The 16,183-nt window shown below is 72.3% G+C and carries 14 protein-coding genes; 9 read left to right on the forward strand and 5 right to left on the reverse strand.

The window, feature by feature from the left end; genetic code table 11:
* Window positions 1-10 precede the first annotated feature (10 nt).
* Window positions 11-409 (forward strand): hypothetical protein, encoded by a 399-nt coding sequence (locus JIX56_RS02215; protein WP_257550701.1) that lies wholly within the window; start codon window positions 11-13, stop codon window positions 407-409.
* Window positions 410-535: 126 nt separating this feature from the next.
* Window positions 536-1,783, forward strand: coding sequence for a DUF4032 domain-containing protein (locus JIX56_RS02220; RefSeq protein ID WP_257537048.1), 1,248 nt, complete (start codon window positions 536-538; stop codon window positions 1,781-1,783).
* Between the two features lie 16 nt (window positions 1,784-1,799).
* On the opposite strand, the gene JIX56_RS02225 is transcribed toward JIX56_RS02220, so the two are convergent.
* Window positions 1,800-2,672: a universal stress protein gene (locus tag JIX56_RS02225; RefSeq protein ID WP_257537049.1), complete on the reverse strand. Its 873-nt coding sequence runs from the start codon at window positions 2,670-2,672 to the stop codon at window positions 1,800-1,802.
* Between the two features lie 59 nt (window positions 2,673-2,731).
* On the opposite strand from JIX56_RS02225, the gene JIX56_RS02230 reads away from it, so the two are divergent.
* The 6 genes from JIX56_RS02230 to JIX56_RS02255 all read left to right on the forward strand — a co-directional run bounded on the left by JIX56_RS02230 (window position 2,732) and on the right by JIX56_RS02255 (window position 9,314).
* Window positions 2,732-3,088: a VOC family protein gene (locus JIX56_RS02230; RefSeq protein ID WP_257537050.1), complete on the forward strand. Its 357-nt coding sequence runs from the start codon at window positions 2,732-2,734 to the stop codon at window positions 3,086-3,088.
* Window positions 3,089-3,184: 96 nt separating this feature from the next.
* Window positions 3,185-4,861, forward strand: coding sequence for an FAD-dependent oxidoreductase (locus JIX56_RS02235; protein WP_257537051.1), 1,677 nt, complete (start codon window positions 3,185-3,187; stop codon window positions 4,859-4,861).
* Between the two features lie 19 nt (window positions 4,862-4,880).
* Window positions 4,881-6,398, forward strand: coding sequence for an ATP-binding protein (locus tag JIX56_RS02240; RefSeq protein ID WP_257537052.1), 1,518 nt, complete (start codon window positions 4,881-4,883; stop codon window positions 6,396-6,398).
* On the forward strand, window positions 6,395-6,745 hold the full coding sequence (locus JIX56_RS02245; protein WP_257537053.1) for a UBP-type zinc finger domain-containing protein: 351 nt from the start codon (window positions 6,395-6,397) through the stop codon (window positions 6,743-6,745). The genes JIX56_RS02240 and JIX56_RS02245 overlap by 4 nt, the downstream gene beginning before the upstream one ends.
* Before the next feature lie 256 nt (window positions 6,746-7,001).
* Complete coding sequence (locus tag JIX56_RS02250) at window positions 7,002-7,997, forward strand: pyridoxal-phosphate dependent enzyme (protein ID WP_257537054.1); 996 nt, start codon at window positions 7,002-7,004, stop codon at window positions 7,995-7,997.
* Between the two features lie 84 nt (window positions 7,998-8,081).
* Complete coding sequence (locus tag JIX56_RS02255; RefSeq protein WP_257537055.1) at window positions 8,082-9,314, forward strand: 4-hydroxybenzoate 3-monooxygenase; 1,233 nt, start codon at window positions 8,082-8,084, stop codon at window positions 9,312-9,314.
* Between the two features lie 30 nt (window positions 9,315-9,344).
* Here JIX56_RS02255 and JIX56_RS02260 read toward each other — a convergent pair whose 3' ends face one another.
* A complete protein-coding gene (locus JIX56_RS02260; RefSeq protein WP_257537056.1) occupies window positions 9,345-12,548 on the reverse strand; it encodes an amidohydrolase family protein in 3,204 nt (1,067 codons plus the stop codon).
* 65 nt (window positions 12,549-12,613) lie between these two features.
* Complete coding sequence (locus JIX56_RS02265; protein ID WP_257537057.1) at window positions 12,614-13,105, reverse strand: DUF6328 family protein; 492 nt, start codon at window positions 13,103-13,105, stop codon at window positions 12,614-12,616.
* Window positions 13,106-13,251: 146 nt separating this feature from the next.
* On the opposite strand from JIX56_RS02265, the gene JIX56_RS02270 reads away from it, so the two are divergent.
* On the forward strand, window positions 13,252-14,964 hold the full coding sequence (locus JIX56_RS02270) for a cholesterol oxidase substrate-binding domain-containing protein (RefSeq protein ID WP_257537058.1): 1,713 nt from the start codon (window positions 13,252-13,254) through the stop codon (window positions 14,962-14,964).
* A gap of 7 nt (window positions 14,965-14,971) precedes the next feature.
* Here JIX56_RS02270 and JIX56_RS02275 read toward each other — a convergent pair whose 3' ends face one another.
* A complete protein-coding gene (locus JIX56_RS02275; protein WP_257537059.1) occupies window positions 14,972-15,793 on the reverse strand; it encodes a DUF1206 domain-containing protein in 822 nt (273 codons plus the stop codon).
* Window positions 15,793-16,179 carry a hypothetical protein gene (locus JIX56_RS02280; RefSeq protein ID WP_257537060.1) on the reverse strand — a complete coding sequence of 129 codons (387 nt, stop codon included), beginning with the start codon at window positions 16,177-16,179 and terminating at the stop codon, window positions 15,793-15,795. Before JIX56_RS02280 ends, JIX56_RS02275 begins: the two co-directional genes overlap by 1 nt.
* Window positions 16,180-16,183 lie beyond the last annotated feature (4 nt).

Raw genomic sequence — 16,183 nt, forward strand, 5'->3', positions numbered from 1 at the left:
TTTGGCCACGGTGGTGGCGCTGGGCGGCGGGGTGTTTCTGTTCGGAGCGGCGGTGCTTCGGCTGGAGACCCGACTGACCGGTGTCGCGGGGGTGTTCGTGGTCGGGCAGTGCGAGGTGTCCGAGTCGCGCGGCGACGACGAGTGGAAGTGCGGCGGCTCCTTCCGGGCGAACGACGACTCGTTCCTCCTCCCCGAGGTCGAGGTGGACACGACGTTCGCGACGAAGCCCACCGGACCGGTGCCGGCCCTCGTGGACGACGAGTCGTCGACCACGGCCGTCGTGCGGGACAACGGCGTATGGCTGTACCCGGGCGCGACCGGGCTGCTGTGCCTGGTCGTGGGCGGCTGGAACGTCCGGTCCGCGCTCAGGGGGACGAAGGAGGAGCCGACCGCACCGGTTCCCGCCTGACCACAGGTCGAGCCCTTGTTGACGAAACGGTCCTCCGGATGCGGAGATGCTCCGGGAAGACGCGGGAAACCGCTTGCCCGCGCGCACTCCGCACCACCGTGACACGAAGGCAGAGGACTAGGACCCATGGCACTGCAGATCAGCGCCACCAACCCGGAACACCCCGCGCTGCTGCTCGAACTGCCGTGGCACCTGCCGCTGGAGGAGTGGCCCGAGCACCACCTCGTGCCGCTCCCCCGCGGTATCTCCCGCCACGTGGTGCGCTACGCCCGTGCCGGCGACGAGGTCGTCGCCGTCAAGGAACTCGCCGAACGGCCCGCCCTGCGCGAGTACGAGCTGCTGCGCGACCTGGACCGGCTCGGCATCCCCGCCGTGGACGCGCTCGGTGTGGTCACCGGCCGCACCGACGACGCGGGCGCGCCCCTGGAACCGGTGCTGATCACCCGGCACCTGGGCGGTTCGATGCCGTACCGCTCCATGTTCGAGACGACCATGCGTCCGGCCACCATGCACCGCCTGATGGACGCCCTCGCCGTCCTGCTGGTGCGGCTGCACCTCGCCGGGTTCGCGTGGGGGGACTGCTCGCTGTCCAACACGCTGTTCCGGCGGGACGCGGGGGCGTACGCCGCGTATCTGGTGGACGCCGAGACGGGCGATCTGCATCCTCAACTGAGCGGCGGGCAGCGCGAGTACGACCTCGATCTCGCCCGGGTCAACATCAGCGGCGAGCTGCTGGACCTGGAGGCGTCCGGGGCGCTGCACCCCTCGGTGGACGCGATCGAGTTCGGCAACGAGATCTGCTCCCGCTACGACAAGCTGTGGGAGGAGCTGACACGCAGGTCGGTGTACCCGGCCGGGAAGTACCACTACATCGAGCGCCGGATCCGCCGCCTCAACGAGCTCGGCTTCGATGTCGCCGAGATGCAGATCGAGCACTCCAACAACGGTGACACGGTGACCTTCGTGCCCAAGGTCGTGGACGCCGGTCACCACCAGCGCCAGCTGCTGCGGCTGACCGGTCTGGACACCGAGGAGAACCAGGCCCGGCGGCTGCTGAACGACCTGGAGAGCTGGATGGCCACCCAGGACGACTACGCCCCGGGCGACCCCCTCGGCGCCCGCCCCGAGGTGCTGGCCCACCGCTGGGTGCGGGAGGTGTTCCGCCCGACCGTGCGGGCCGTCCCGCTGGAACTGCGCGGCTCGATGGACGCGGCGGAGATCTACCACCAGCTCCTCGAACACCGCTGGTACCTGTCCGAGCGGGCCCAGCACGACATCGGCCTGGACATAGCGGTGAAGGACTACATCGACAACGTCCTGCCGAAGACCCTGGCCCTGCTGCCGCCGTCGGTGGACGACGTCACCCCCATGTGAGCCGCCGGGTCCCGGGTCACCCGTGCGGGACCACGGCCACCGGGCAGTGCGCGTGATGCAGGACACCGTGGGCCACCGAGCCGATACGGGCGCCGACGGCCCTGCGGTGGGCGCGGCGCCCGACGACCATCAGCTGGGCCCGCTGGGCCACGGACAGCAGGACCTGCCCGGCGCTGCCCATCTCGACATGCTGGGTGACCGGCACGTCGGGGAACCGCTCCCGCCACGGCTCCAACGCGGCGGCCAGCGCCTTCTTCTCGAACGGCTCCAGGCCACCGGCCTCGTCGAGGAGCTTCAGCGAGCCCGGGCTGTAGGCGTACAGCGGCGGCAGGGTCCACGCCCGGACCGCGCGCAGGGCGGCACCCCGGGCCGCCGCGGTCTCGAACGCGAACCGCAGGACGTCGGCGCTGTCCTCCGGGGTGCCCTGCTGGCCCACGACGACCTCGCGTCCGGCGGCCTCGCCGGACGGGCTGTCCTCGGCGCGGACGAGGACGACGGGACGCGACGACTCGACGATCACCTGCTGTCCGACGGAGCCGAGGAGGAAGCCGACGAGCGTGCCGTGCCCACGCGAGCCGAGCACCAGCGTCTCGGCGTGCTCCGCGGCGGCGACGAGGGAGCCGACCGGCGGGCCCTCGACCAGTTCCGTCGTCACCTCCAGCTCCGGGTGCCGCTCGGCGACGCTGCGCGCCGCCTCCGCGAGCGCCTCCCGGGCCCACCGCGCCTGTCCGTCCCGGTCCACGGTGATCGCCTCGTGCGGCTCCCACCGCCACGCGTGCACCACCCGCAGCGCCAGGCCCCGGCGTACGGCCTCCCGGCCGGCCCACGCCAGCGCCGCGAGGCTCTCGGTCGTACCGTCCACTGCGGCGGTGATCGGGCCCGTCGTCATCGGTCACCTCTCTGTGTCACGTCACGGCTGACGGGCCCAGTCTTCACTACCCTCGCCGCATGACCTTGGAGTGGGAGCAGATCGTGGTGGACTCGGCGGACCCGGTGGCCCTGGGGCGCTGGTGGGCCGAGGCACTGGGCTGGGTCGTCCTCAACGACTCCCCGGAGGAGTACGAGATCCGTCCGGCCCCCGACCGTCTGCCCGGCCTGATCTTCGGCTCCGTCCCGGAGGCCAAGACCGTCAAGAACCGCCTGCACCTCGACTTCCGCCCCGACGACCAGGCGGCGGAGGTCACCCGCCTCCTCGCCCTCGGCGCCCGTCACGCGGACGTCGGGCAGAGTGGCGACGAGCCATGGGTCACGCTCGCGGATCCGGAGGGCAACGAGTTCTGCGTACTCGCCCCGCGCAGGAGCTGAAGCCCCCGCGAGGGCCCGGGCCTGCGGCTCTCCGGAAACCGAGCGAACCGGGACGGTCGAACATACGATGGCCCCATTGGCTCGGGGTGGAGGCGTATGACTCAGGCTGTCGGTGCGGCACGGAACGTGATCCTCACCGTGGATGACGATCCGGGGGTGTCCCGTGCGGTGGCCCGGGACCTGCGGCGCAGGTACGGCGAGTCGTACCGGATCGTGCGGGCGGAGTCCGGGGATGCGGCGCTGGAGGCCCTGCGGGAGCTGAAGCTGCGCGGGGACCAGGTGGCGGTGATCCTGGCCGACTACCGGATGCCGCAGATGAACGGCATCGAGTTCCTGGAACAGGCGCTGGACGTCTATCCGGGGGCGCGGCGGATCCTGCTCACCGCGTACGCCGACACCAGCGCGGCGATCGACGCGATCAACGTGATCGACCTCGACCACTATCTGCTGAAGCCGTGGGACCCGCCGGAGGAGAAGCTCTATCCGGTCGTGGACGACCTGCTGCTGGCCTGGCGGGCCGCCGACCGTACGTGTGTGGGCACCACGAAGGTCGTCGGGCACCGGTGGTCGGCGCGGTCGTCGGGCGTACGGGAGTTCCTGGCGCGCAACCAGGTGCCGTACCGCTGGTACTCGTCCGACGAGCCGGAGGGGCGGCGGCTGCTCGCGGCGGCCGGTGCGGACGGGCGGCGGCTGCCGCTCGTCGTCACCCCGGACGGTACGCCGCTGGTCGAGCCGGAGGACGCGGAGCTGGCGGAGCGGGTGGGGCTGGCGACGACACCGGCCCAGGACTTCTACGACCTGGTCGTCATCGGCGGCGGACCGGCCGGGCTCGGCGCGGCCCTGTACGGGGCCTCGGAGGGGCTGCGGACGCTGCTCGTCGAGCGGTCGGCCACGGGCGGCCAGGCCGGGCAGAGTTCACGGATCGAGAACTACCTCGGCTTCCCCGACGGGGTGTCCGGCGGCCAGCTCACCGACCGGGCCCGGCGGCAGGCCACCAAGTTCGGGGCGGAGATCCTCACCGCGCGCGAGGTGAGCGGTCTTGAGGTGAACGGGGCGGCGCGGACCATCCGGTTCTCCGACGGGGCGGCGGTCGCCGCGCACAGCGTGATCCTGGCGACCGGCGTGTCGTACCGGCAGCTCGCCGCGCCGGGCTGCGCGGACCTCACCGGCTGCGGCGTCTTCTACGGCTCCGCGCTCACCGAGGCCGCCGGCTGCCAGGGGCACGACGTGTACATCGTGGGCGGCGCCAACTCGGCCGGGCAGGCGGCGATGTACCTGTCCCGCGGCGCCAAGTCGGTCACCCTCCTCGTACGGGGCGACTCTCTCACCGCGTCCATGTCCCACTATCTGATCCAGCAACTCGCCGAGGCGCCCAACATCTTCGTGCGCCCGGGTACCGTCGTCGAGGCCGCGCACGGCACGAACCAGCTGGAGCAGCTGACGCTCAAGGACATAGCGAGCGGGCGCGAGGAACTGGTCGACGCGCAGTGGCTGTTCGTGTTCATCGGGGCCGAGCCGCACACCGACTGGCTGGAGGGGACCGTGCTCCGCGACGAGCGCGGGTTCATCGTGACCGGGCCCGACATGACCAGCGACGGGGGTCCACCGGCGGGCTGGGAGCTGGACCGGCCGCCGTACCACCTCGAGACCAATGTGCCCGGCGTGTTCGTCGCCGGGGACGCGCGGTCGGAGTCCGCGAAGCGGGTCGCGTCCGCGGTGGGAGAGGGAGCGATGGCCGTGATGCTGGTGCACAGATATCTGGAGCAGTCATGACAACCGTACGGGCGTCGTCGTGAGCGGGCAGCCGTCGCCCTGCGACCGGGCGGAGCTCGGCAGGCTGTTCCTGTTCGAGAAGCTGGACGACGAGCAGTTGGACCGGCTGTGCCGTGAGGGCCGGGTGGAGCGGTTCGAACCCGGTTTCGTCTACCGGGAGGGCGAGCCGGCGACCTGCTTCTTCGTGCTCCTGGAGGGCACGGTCGTGCTGTCCCGGCAGGTCGGCGACGACGACGTGGAGGTCAGCCGCAGCTCCCAGGTCGGGGTGTACGCGGGCGCCTTCCAGGCGTACCTCGGCGACCAGGCGGACCAGGCCCGCTACAACGGCTCCATGCGGGTCACGGTCCCCTCGCGGTTCTTCGTTCTCCCCGCGGCCTCCTTCGCCCAGATCATGCGCGACTGGTTCCCCATGGCCGTCCATCTGCTGGAGGGCCTGTTCTTCGGCGGCCAGAACACCCAGCGGACCATCGGCCAGCGCGAACGCCTGCTGGCGCTCGGCTCGTTGTCCGCCGGGCTCACCCATGAGCTCAACAACCCCGCCGCGGCGGCCGTACGGGCCACCTCCGCGCTGCGGGAGCGGGTGGCGGGGATGCGGCACAAGCTCGGGGCCATCGCCGCCGGGCCGTCCAAACGGGCCATGTTGGAGTCGCTGGTCGAGCTCCAGGAGCGGACCGCCGAGCAGGTCGCCAAGGCGGCCCCGCTCAGTCCGCTGGAGGCCTCCGACCGGGAGGACGCGCTGGCGGACTGGCTGGACGACCACGGCATCGCGGGCGGCTGGCAGCTCGCGCCGAACTTCGTGCAGGCCGGGCTCGACACCGACTGGCTGGACCAGGTCGCGGCCGCGGTGGACGAGCACACCCTCGAAGGGGCGGTCCGCTGGCTCAACTACACCGTCGAGACCGAGCTGTTGATGAACGAGATCGAGGACTCCACGACGCGTATCACGCAGCTCGTCGACGCGGCGAAGCAGTACTCGCAGCTGGACCGCGCGCCGTACCAGAACGCCGATGTGCACGAACTCCTGGACAGCACCCTCCTGATGCTGTCCGGGAAGATCGGTGACCGCATCGAGGTGGTGAAGGACTACGACCGTACGCTGCCGCGCATCCCCGCCTATCCGGGGGAGCTGAACCAGGTGTGGACGAACCTGATCGACAACGCGGTCGCGGCGATCAACGACAGGGGCGGCGCGGGCACGCTGACCGTACGGACCGCCCTCGACCACCGTGACCAGGTACTCGTCGAGTTCCGCGACACGGGCCCGGGCATCCCGGCGGACATCCGCGGCCGTATCTTCGACCCGTTCTTCACCACCAAGCCGGTCGGACAGGGCACCGGGCTCGGCCTCGACATCTCCTGGCGGATCGTCGTCAACAAGCACCACGGTCACATCGAGGTCCACTCCCGGCCGGGCGACACCCGCTTCCAGGTCTTCCTGCCGCTCACGGCGCCCGCGGCCGACCTGGACCTGACGCTCGCCGACGACCCGGACGACGGCCTGGACCATGCCCCCGACACGCCCGAGGAGACGTCATGACCCTGCCCGCCGGAATCGATCCCGCCGTCCCGCCGAGCGGCGACGGATGCGTGGAGTGCGACGCGGCCGGCGGCTGGTGGTTCCATCTCCGACGCTGCGCCCAGTGCGGGCACATCGGCTGCTGCGACTCCTCCCCCGCCCAGCACGCCACCGCCCACGCGGGAGCCACCGGGCACCCCTTCGTCCAGAGCTACGAGCCCGGCGAGTCCTGGTTCTGGAACTACGAGACCTCCGAGATGTACGAGTCGGGGCCCGACCTCACCCCGCCCCTCAGCCACCCCGCCGACCAGCCGGCGCCGGGCCCTGCGGGGCGTGTCCCGGCGCATTGGACCGAAGCCCTTCGGTGACGCCGGGGGCGTTTCCCGCCCCCGCCGCCCCTACCCGTCCCATCTCCAGGGGCTGCGCCCCTTCGACCCCCGTCGGAGGGGTGAGTTGTTCGTCTGCGGGTGGGTGGGGGCTTGTCGCGCAGTTCCCCGCGCCCCCTAAAAGCTGTCGGAGCGAGGAAAGTCCGCTTGACCCGAAGGCTCCGGTCGATCAAGGTCGGAAGGGCAGGCGCCCGGGGCACCGGGCGTCGACAAGGCAGCGTGGAACGGGGTGGGCGTGTTGATCGGGATATCCGAGATCCGGGAGGCGGCCGAGAGGATCGCGGGGTATGTCGTGCGGACACCGACGGTTCCGAGCCCGGGCCTGTCCGCACTCCTCGGCGTCCCGGTCACCACGAAGCTGGAACTGCTGCAGCGCACCGGCTCGTTCAAGGCCCGCGGCGCCACCGCGAAGCTGCTGACGCTGACGGACGCCGAGCGGGCGGCCGGAGTCGTGGCGGTCAGCGGTGGCAATCACGGGATCGCGCTGGCGCACATGGCGGCCGCGCTGCACATCAAGGCGACGGTGGTGATGTCGAGGACCGCCCCGAAGCGGGCCGCCGACCTCGTCGAGGCGGCCGGTGCGTCGCTGCGGCTCACCGACGGCATGGCGGAGGCGTTCGCGCTCACCGAACGGTTGCGGTCGGAGGGCCTCACCCTGGTCCACCCGTTCGACGACCCGGTGGTGATCGCCGGTCAGGGCACCGTCGGCCTGGAGTTCGCCGAAGACGCCGGCAGCGGCGACGAGGGCCACGACAACGGCAGGGGCACCGGCGCACTCACCGACGTGCTCGTCAGCATCGGCGGTGGCGGCCTCGTCGCCGGTGTCGCCGCCGCCTTCAAGGCCCTGCGCCCGGACGTCCGCGTCTGGGGCGTGGAGACCGTCGGCGCCACGACCATGACCGAGGCGCTCGCGGCGGGCGGCCCCGTGACGGTCGCCCTCTCCTCCATCGTCACCACGCTCAGCCCGCCCGCCGTCTCCCCGCTCACGTACGACCATGTGTCCGCCCTCGTCGAGGACGTGCTCGTGGTCTCGGACGCCGAGGCGGTCCAGGGCGTCCTCGACCTCGCCGAGCACGCCAAGGTATGGACGGAGCCCGCCGCCGGATGCCTGCTGCCCGCCGCCCGGCAGGTGCTGGAGCGGGTCGGCGACGGGGCCCGGCTGGGGCTCGTGGTGTGCGGGGGCAACGCGACCATGGCGGACATCACGGAGTGGGCCCGGCGATTCGAGCTGTAGGGACTTCGGCACCCCGGCATCTCAACAGCCCTGCCCCTCAAGCGAGTTGAAGACGCCCACACGGGCACCCGGCATAATGCTCGAGTGACCACCCCCACCTCCCCCGCCTCCGGCTCCGACGCCTCGTCGCCCGAGCGCACACCCGTCGTCATCGTCGGCGCCGGACCCGCCGGGCTGACCGTCGGCAACATCCTGCGGGCCGCCGCCGTGGACTGTGTGGTGCTGGAGACCGAGAGCCGGGCGTTCATCGAGCAGCGGCCGCGGGCCGGGTTCCTGGAGGAGTGGGCGGTGCGTGCGCTGGAGCGGCGCGGGCTGGCCGACCGGATCGTGGGACGGGCGCCGGTGCACACGGAGTTCGAGTTCCGCTTCGCCGGTGAGCGACAGCGGTTCCCGTACACGGAGATCACCGGGCACCACCACTACGTGTACCCGCAGCCGCTGCTCGTGACGGATCTCGTCAGGGAGTACGCGGACGTCCGGGGCGGCGACATCCGCTTCGGTGTACGCGATGTCGAGCTGCACGACGTCGCCGGCGAGCAGCCGTCCGTGTCGTACACGGATCCGGAGACCGGTGAACAGCACCTTCTCCGCTGCGAGTTCATCGCCGGCTGCGACGGCGCGCGCGGTGTCACGCGGACCGTGCTGCCGGCCGAGCACGTCACCGTGGCCCGGCACGACCACGGCGTCGGGTGGCTGGCGCTGCTCGCCGAGGCACCCCCGTCGTCCGACTGCGTCATCCTGGGCGTGCATCCCCGGGGCTTCGCCGGGCACATGGCGCGCAGCCCGGAGGTCACCCGCTACTACCTGGAGGTCCCCGCCGGCGACGACCCGGCGAACTGGCCGGACGAGCGGGTCTGGTCCGAGCTGCACACCCGCCTCGCGGTGCCCGGCACCCGGCCGCTCACCGAGGGCCCGCTGATCGAGAAGCGGGTGCTCGACATGCACAACTACGTCACCGAGCCGATGACGTACGGCCGCCTCCACCTCGCCGGTGACGCCGCCCACCTCGTCGCGCCCATCGCCGCCAAGGGCATGAACCTGGCGCTGCACGACTCCCTGGTCCTCGCGGACGCCCTGATCGCCTACCTGGGCAAGGGCGACGACAGCGGGCTGCGCGGGTACTCGGACACATGTCTGCGCCGTGTCTGGCACTACCAGGAGTTCTCGCAGTGGCTGGCGGAGCTGCTGCACGGACCGTCGTCCGGCGACGCGTTCCGGGCGGGAGCGGCGACCGCCCGGCTGCGCCGTGTCCTCGGCTCGCCCGCCGCCGCGTCGACCTTCGCCGAGTTGTTCATCGGCAAGGACACCGACCACTAGGGGGTGTTTTGAAAGCCCCGCGCAGCGGCCTCAGTAGTCGTCGTGGCAGCACCCGTCCCACCGCATCAGCCGCCCCATCTCCAGCCAGTCCTCCTCCGTCTCGGCGGCCTTCGCGCGCCGCGCCGTGGGCCGGTACGCGGCCACCAACTCCTCGGTGCTGTAGGGGGTTCCGCCCCTGAGGACCGACACCGTTCGGACGAGGTCGGCGAAGTGTGTGAAGGGGTCGCCGTCGACGACGGTCAGGTCGGCGAGCTTGCCCGTCTCGACCGTGCCGAGGTCGTCGTCGAGACCGAAGAGGCGGGCCGGGAGTGCGGTCGCCGTGCGCAGGGTCTCGGCGGGGGTGAGTCCGCCGTCGTGCAGGGCGCGCAGGGCGATGTGGAGGAACAGGCCGACGGGGCCGAGCGGCTGGTCGGTACCGAGGGCGATGGTGCCGCCGGCTCCGAGGATCCGCCGGTAGATGTCCGTCTCGGTGCGCAGCGCGTCGAGTTGGGCGGGGGTCGGGGGGACGCCCGCGGCCTGTCGCACGAAGGCGGCGTCCCACGGGGCCATCACGACACTCACGCGCGGGTCGTCGGCGAGGGACGGGTCCGCGCCCAGGAGGGGCGCGGCGGTGAACGGGGTGGCGATGAGGGAGAAGTCCACGCCCCTCGCGGTGTAGATCTCCTCGACGTCCTGGTACGCCTGCCCGGTGGTGGTGATGGCGTGGCCGAACTCCACGCGCTGGGTCGCCTGCAGATGGGTCGTCAGGTCCTGGCCGAGTTGTACGCCCGGGGAGAGCAGGTGGCCGCCGGTGCGTACACCGAGGCGTTCGTGTGCGAACTGCGCGGCCTCGCTCATCACCCAACTGGGCGCCCGCACATACGTCTTGACGAAGTCCCAGTCGAGCGCCGCACCCCGCTCCAGTGAACGCCGCAGTCCCGCCTTCGTCCGGTGGGCGCGCCCCATGCTGTACGCGACCCGCGCGCCGTCGAGGAGTTCGCCGGTGGTGAGCAGCCGGGGTCCGGCGAGCCGGCCGGCGTTCACCTCCTCTCGGATGCGGACCTGTTCGTAGGCGAAGCCACCGAGGGAGACGGCGGTGGTGATGCCGTAGGTGAGCTGTCCGGTGGCCTGGCGGCTGCCGTAGGTGCTGTGCCAGGGGTGGGTGTGGGTGTCCCACAGGCCGGGGAGCACGGTGTGCGCGGAGGCGTCGACGCGGCGGAGGGCGGCCCGGCGGCTGCCCCGGTGGGGTTCCACGGCGGTGATACGGCCGCCGCGGACGACGATGTCGACGTCGTCGCGGACCGTCTCGCCGGTGCCGTCCCACAGGCGTCCGGCCTGGACGACGGTGTCGGCGGGTGTGAGGCGGGTGCGGTCGAGCGGCACCCGGACGGTTCGGGCGTGGTCGCCGGAGACATCGACGATGCGGAGCCGGGTGCCGGACTGGTAGAGCAGGGTCTTGGAGTCGCCGGACCAGGTGGGGTGGTCGGCGGGTTCGGTGGTGAGGGGGCGGAGGTCGCCGCGCGGTGTGCCGTCGGCGGTGACGGGCAGCAGGCACAGCGCGGACTCGACGATCACGGCCAGCCAGCGGCCGTCGGGCGACCAGACGGGCCCGGAGTCGTACCGGTCGGCGATCGAGGTGTGGGGGGCGACCATGTGCAGGCGGTCGGCGCCGGTCGTGGTGTCGACGATCCGGATCAGGTTGTAGCCCTCCCGGAAGCGGGCGCCCAGACGGTTGCGATCGCACAGGGCGAGATACCGGCCGTCGGGCGACCAGCTCGGCCTGCCGGGGATCCCGCCCCCGCCGAGCGGCGCCGCGACGACGCGTTCCTCGCCGCTCGCCAGGTCCCGTACGACGAGCCGTCCGGTCATGTCGAGGGCGGCCAGTCGGCGCCCGTCGGGCGAGAGGACGGGCATGACACGGCCGCCGGTCGCGAGGGCGGTCTCCTCGCCGGTGGCGAGATCGTGCCGGTACACGCCGAGGAGTCCGTCGCGGTCGTCGGCATAGACGAGGGACCTCCCGTCGGGTGCCCAGGAAGGCGCCAGGAGGTAGCGGGTCGGTGGCGACTTCCGGAGCCGCTTCGGCGGCCGTCCGCCCGAAGTACCGGCGAGCCACAGTGAGTTGAGGGCGGCGAAGGCGATGCTCCGACCGTCCGGCGACAGTGCGGGCAGGTGGATGCCCCGCACGGGCCGTACGCGCGCCTCCCCGAGGTCGTACTCCTTGACCCGGTAGCGCGGCCGGTCCACCGGGAGCACCCCCTCGAAGGGGATCGCTTCCGGCCGCGCGGGTTCTTCGGGGCGTACGAGGGTGAACCGGCCGTCCAGCGTGAGCAGCAGCTCGCCTGCCGCCGTCCAGCGGGGCGGCACGGGCGCGATGTCGCCGTCGACCGGGACGGGCTCGCCGTCGACGACGAGGGTGCAGGAGCCGTTCGGGGAGGCGGTGGTGCGCAGGTACGCGAGGCGGCCGTCGGGAGCGACGGCAGGGGTCATGACCTGGGCGGCGGCGGTCTCGGTGTGTGCGACCGTCACCGGGCCGGTGCCGTCGGCGGCCACGGCGGCGACGGTGCGGGACTCGACGGACGGGCCGGTGGCCGCGGTGACGACCTTGGCGCGCACGAACAGCAGTCGGGTGCCGTCCGACGACCAGGTGGGGTCGAAGTCCTCCCATGCGCCGTCCTGGAGGGGCCCGTCCTGGCCGGGGAGACCGGTGACGCGGGTGATGTCGCCGGTGCTCAGGTCCAGGACGTGGACGCGGTAGGGGCTTCCGTGGGAAGGATGGCCGGGGTCACTGCCGCGCTCGGAGCCGAAGGCGAGCCGGGTGCCGTCGGGCGACCAGGACGGGCCCCGGTCGTCCCAGGGGCCGTCGGTGCGCTGCCGCAGGTCGGAGCCGTCGGGGCGCATGGTCCACAGGTGGAAGCCGCCGCCCCGGTAGGCGCAGAACGCGATGAGGTCGCCGTCCGGGGAGTACGTGGGCCGGTTGGGTTCGAGGCCGGCCGGGGTGAGGGGGACCGCCTTGCCGCCGGTGCGCGGCAGGGACCACAGGCCGCTCTGGATCTCGGCGATCAGTGTGTCGCCGGCGGGTGCGAGGGTCGCCGAGCCGTTGGTGGCCCGGGTGAAGGTGAGGGAGAGGCCGGTACCGGGCGTGCGGGATCGGGCGACGGCGGGTGCGGCCGTGCCCAGGACCGCGACGGCCCCGGTGGCGGCGAGGAGACGGCGGCGGGTCAGGGCGGAGGGACGGCTGCTCGGGTCACGGTCCATGACACCCCACGCTCGCGCACCGCGTGACTCAGGGGCAACAGAACCATTCACGCCATGGACAGATGTCACTCTCGCGTGTGGCGGCCCCGGATCCACGCGGGGAGCGCGAACCAGGACAGCAGATACCAGACGAGCACGCACCCCACCAGCCATGGCACGTACTCGTCGTGGGTGGCCACGCGCAGGATCAGCAGCAGCGCGGCTGTCATCGTCGCGAGGAGCAGGATCAGGCCCGTGACGGTCAGCTTGGCCGCCCAGCGCACGGCGGCCGGTTTGATGCGGCGCCCGGAGACGATCCGGTGGAAGGAGACGGGCCCGATCAGGGCGCCGGTGGCGGCGGCGCCGAGGACCACGGTCACGATGTAGATGGTCTTGTCGGTCTGCGGCAGTTCCTCGTAGCGCGGGGTGAACACGACGGTCAGCAGGAAGCCGAAGAGGATCTGCACCCCGGTCTGGGCGACGCGCACCTCCTGGATGAGCTCGCTCCAGCGGCGGTCGGCCCGCTCGTCCTCGGTCTCGTCGCGGCCCCGGCCCTGGTTGCCGTGCACCTCGCTCACGCGTCCTCCCGGTCGGTCGGTGTCCCCTTCCCTGGATGGCGCCGTGGTCCCGCCGGGCAAGCACGCACCTCCACCGCTTCACCCACACGAGTGAATCCGGTTGGCGCATCGGTCACTTGTGTCAATCCGCGCCTAGCGTGACTGCGGTGACCGACTTCTCAGCAACGTCCCGCCGGGGTTTCCTCCTCGGCGCCGCCGCGCTCGCCCTCACTCCGCAGTTCGTCCGCCAGGACCCGGCCGCCGCCGCGGCCGACCTGCCCGGGTTCCCGGCGGACGTCGAGCTGTACAGGTCGGCGTACCGCAACTGGGACGGGGAGATCACCGCGTCCGGGCTGTGGTCGTGCGCGCCCGCCGACGGGGACCAGGTGGTGGCGGTCGTCAACTGGGCCCGGAAGCAAGGCTGGACGGTCCGTCCGCGCGGCCTCTCGCACGGCTGGTCGCCGCTCACCATCACCCCCGGCACCGACTCCGGAGCCCCCGTGCTGCTGGTCGACACGACCACGCACCTCACCGGCATGACGCTGGAGTCCACCGACCCCGCCGCCGTCCGGGTGGGCTCCGGCGCCACCCTGGAAGGGCTGCTGACCTTCCTGGAGGGCCACGGGCTCGGTGTGACGGCCTGCCCGGCGCCGGGTGATCTCTCGATCGGCGGCGCCCTCGCCATCGGCGCCCACGGCACGGCCGTACCGGCGGACGGGGAGAGTCGGCTGCCCGGTCACACCTACGGCTCGCTCAGCAATCTCGTGCTGTCGCTGACGGCGGTGGTGTGGGACGCCGACAGCGAGGCGTACGTGCTGCGGACCTGTACGCGGGACGACGCGGACGGCGCCGCCCTGCTCACCCATGTAGGGCGGGCGCTGGTCACCGAGTTCGTCCTGCGGGTGGGGGCCAACACCCATCTGCGGTGTCTGAGCCGGACCGACATCCCCGCCGGGGAACTGTTCGCCGCGCCCGGCGCTGACGGGCGTACCTTCGCGAGCTTCCTGGACGAGGCGGGACGTCTGGAGGCGATCTGGTTCGCGTTCACCGAGTTCCCCTGGTTCAAGGTGTGGAGCGTCGAGCCGACCCGCCCGCTGACCTCCCGGCGCGTGACGTCGCCGTACAACTACCCCTTCTCGGACAACGTGCCGACCGTCGTCGCCGACCTCGCCGGGCGGATCGTGTCCGAGGGCGCCTGGTATCTGGCGCCGGTGCTGGGCAACGCGCAGCTGACCACGGCTTCACTGGGGCTGACGACCACGTTCTCGGCGGACATCTGGGGGCCGTCGAAGAACACACTGCTGTATCTGAAGCCGACGACGCTGCGGGTGACGGCGAACGGATACGCGGTGCTCACCTCGCGGGACCAGGTGCAGCGCGTGGTCTCCGAGTTCGCCGCGTTCTACCGGGAGCGGCTCACCGCGTACGCGGCCCAGGGGCGCTTCCCCGTCAACGGCTCGGTCGAGATCCGGGTGACCGGCCTCGACGACCCGGCGGACGTCGGGGTGGCCGGGGCGCGTGCCCCACTGCTGTCGGCGCTGCGGCCGCGCGCCGACCGGCCCGAGTGGGACACGGCCGTGTGGCTCGATGTGCTGACACTGCCGGGGACGCCGGACGCCGAGGCGTTCTTCCGGGAGCTGGAGCGGTTCCTGCTCGCGACGTACGACGGCGGCCACGCCCTCACCCGGGTCGAGTGGTCGAAGGGCTGGGCTTACACGGACGAGGCCGCCTGGAGCGACGAGGAGGTGCTCGGCACCGTCGTACCGCAGTCCTTCGACGACGGCGAGGGACCGGGCTGGGACGGGGCGGTGGAGATCCTGGAGCGGCTCGATCCGCACCGCGTGTACGGGAACGCCTTCCTCGACCGACTGTTTCGTTGAGCGAATCTCAGACGCGACGCCAGCGGGCCATGGCGAAGGAGAACAGGCCGAAGAGGACAAGCCCCGCCGCGACACAGACCAGGAGCGCCGGGCCGGCCGGGGATTCGGCGAAGGAGCGGAGGGTGTCGTCGAGGCCCTTGGCCCGGTCCGGTTCGTACTCGATCGCGGCGCGGACGGCGAAGACGCCCGCCGCGGCGAACACCAGGCCGCGCGCGACCCCGCCGACCACACCGGTCACGTCGACGGCCCGGCGCGTCCGGCGGGACATCTCGCCGAGCCGGAGGTGCTTGTGGTACGAGCGCATCAGGGCCCGAACGCCGATCCATCCGCCCCCGACGATCACGCCGACGCCCGCCACGCCCACCAGCCACTGGCCGCCGGGGAGTTCGAGAGCCCGGGCCGTCACGTCCCGGGACTGCTGGTCGCTGGAACCGCCGCCGCCGCTCTCCTCGCCCGCCGCGAAGGCGAGCACCGAGTAGGCGACGAAGGAGTAGAAGACGAAGCGCGCGGTGGACGCGAGCCTCTTGGTCCACTCGCGGCCGTCCGGGCCCGCCGCGCCGAACACCGCCTCCGACAGACGCCACAGCGCCATGCCCACGAGGCCGATGCCCAGGGCCCACAGCATGACGGAGCCGAGCGGTTTCTCGGCGATCTCCGCGAGCGCGCCCTGACGGTCCGCCTGCTCCGAGCTCCCACCGAAGGCGATCTGCAGGGCCAGCGCCCCGACCAGCAGATAGATGACGCCGCGCGCGGTCAGTCCGGCCCGCGCCGCGCCCTCCGTCACCGAACCCCGTGCCACGCGCCCGTGTCCCACCCCCAAGGTCGTCATCAGCCGCGTCCTTCCCGCCCCTCGACCCGCAGCTGGAGCTGCACCTCCTGGTCACCGGCGTCCACGCCGACCTGATGCACGGTGTACTCCTCCTCCAGGGCCGCCCGCAGCAGCCGTACGGCGGGCGGGCTGCCCTGGACATCGACCGTGACGGGCGCGGTCAGCGGTTCCGGGTGCTTCTCGGCGTCGGCGGGGACGGCGGCCGTGTCGTACATCCCCGTCCACATCGTCGGCCGGTCGGTGCCGGTCTCGTGCGGCGGGTCGTCGGAGCGCCGGTCGGATTCGAAGTGGGCGCGCAGACAGGCGAAGACGCGTTCGGCGTCCCGGGCGGAGCAGTCGCAGAGCACGACCTCGACCTGGGACACGGGCAGATGGGGCAGGGTCACGAGC

Source organism: Streptomyces sp. CA-210063 (assembly GCF_024612015.1).
Taxonomy (GTDB): Bacteria; Actinomycetota; Actinomycetes; order Streptomycetales; family Streptomycetaceae; genus Streptomyces.

Bases quoted from the DNA above. Each gene is read 5' to 3' on its own strand.
- JIX56_RS02220 (WP_257537048.1), top strand. From the start codon at position 536: ATGGCACTGCAGATCAGCGCCACCAACCCGGAACACCCCGCGCTGCTG.
- JIX56_RS02225 (WP_257537049.1), bottom strand. From the start codon at position 2,672: ATGACGACGGGCCCGATCACCGCCGCAGTGGACGGTACGACCGAGAGC.
- JIX56_RS02230 (WP_257537050.1), top strand. From the start codon at position 2,732: ATGACCTTGGAGTGGGAGCAGATCGTGGTGGACTCGGCGGACCCGGTG.
- JIX56_RS02235 (WP_257537051.1), top strand. From the start codon at position 3,185: ATGACTCAGGCTGTCGGTGCGGCACGGAACGTGATCCTCACCGTGGAT.
- JIX56_RS02245 (WP_257537053.1), top strand. From the start codon at position 6,395: ATGACCCTGCCCGCCGGAATCGATCCCGCCGTCCCGCCGAGCGGCGAC.
- JIX56_RS02260 (WP_257537056.1), bottom strand. From the start codon at position 12,548: ATGGACCGTGACCCGAGCAGCCGTCCCTCCGCCCTGACCCGCCGCCGT.
- JIX56_RS02275 (WP_257537059.1), bottom strand. From the start codon at position 15,793: ATGACGACCTTGGGGGTGGGACACGGGCGCGTGGCACGGGGTTCGGTG.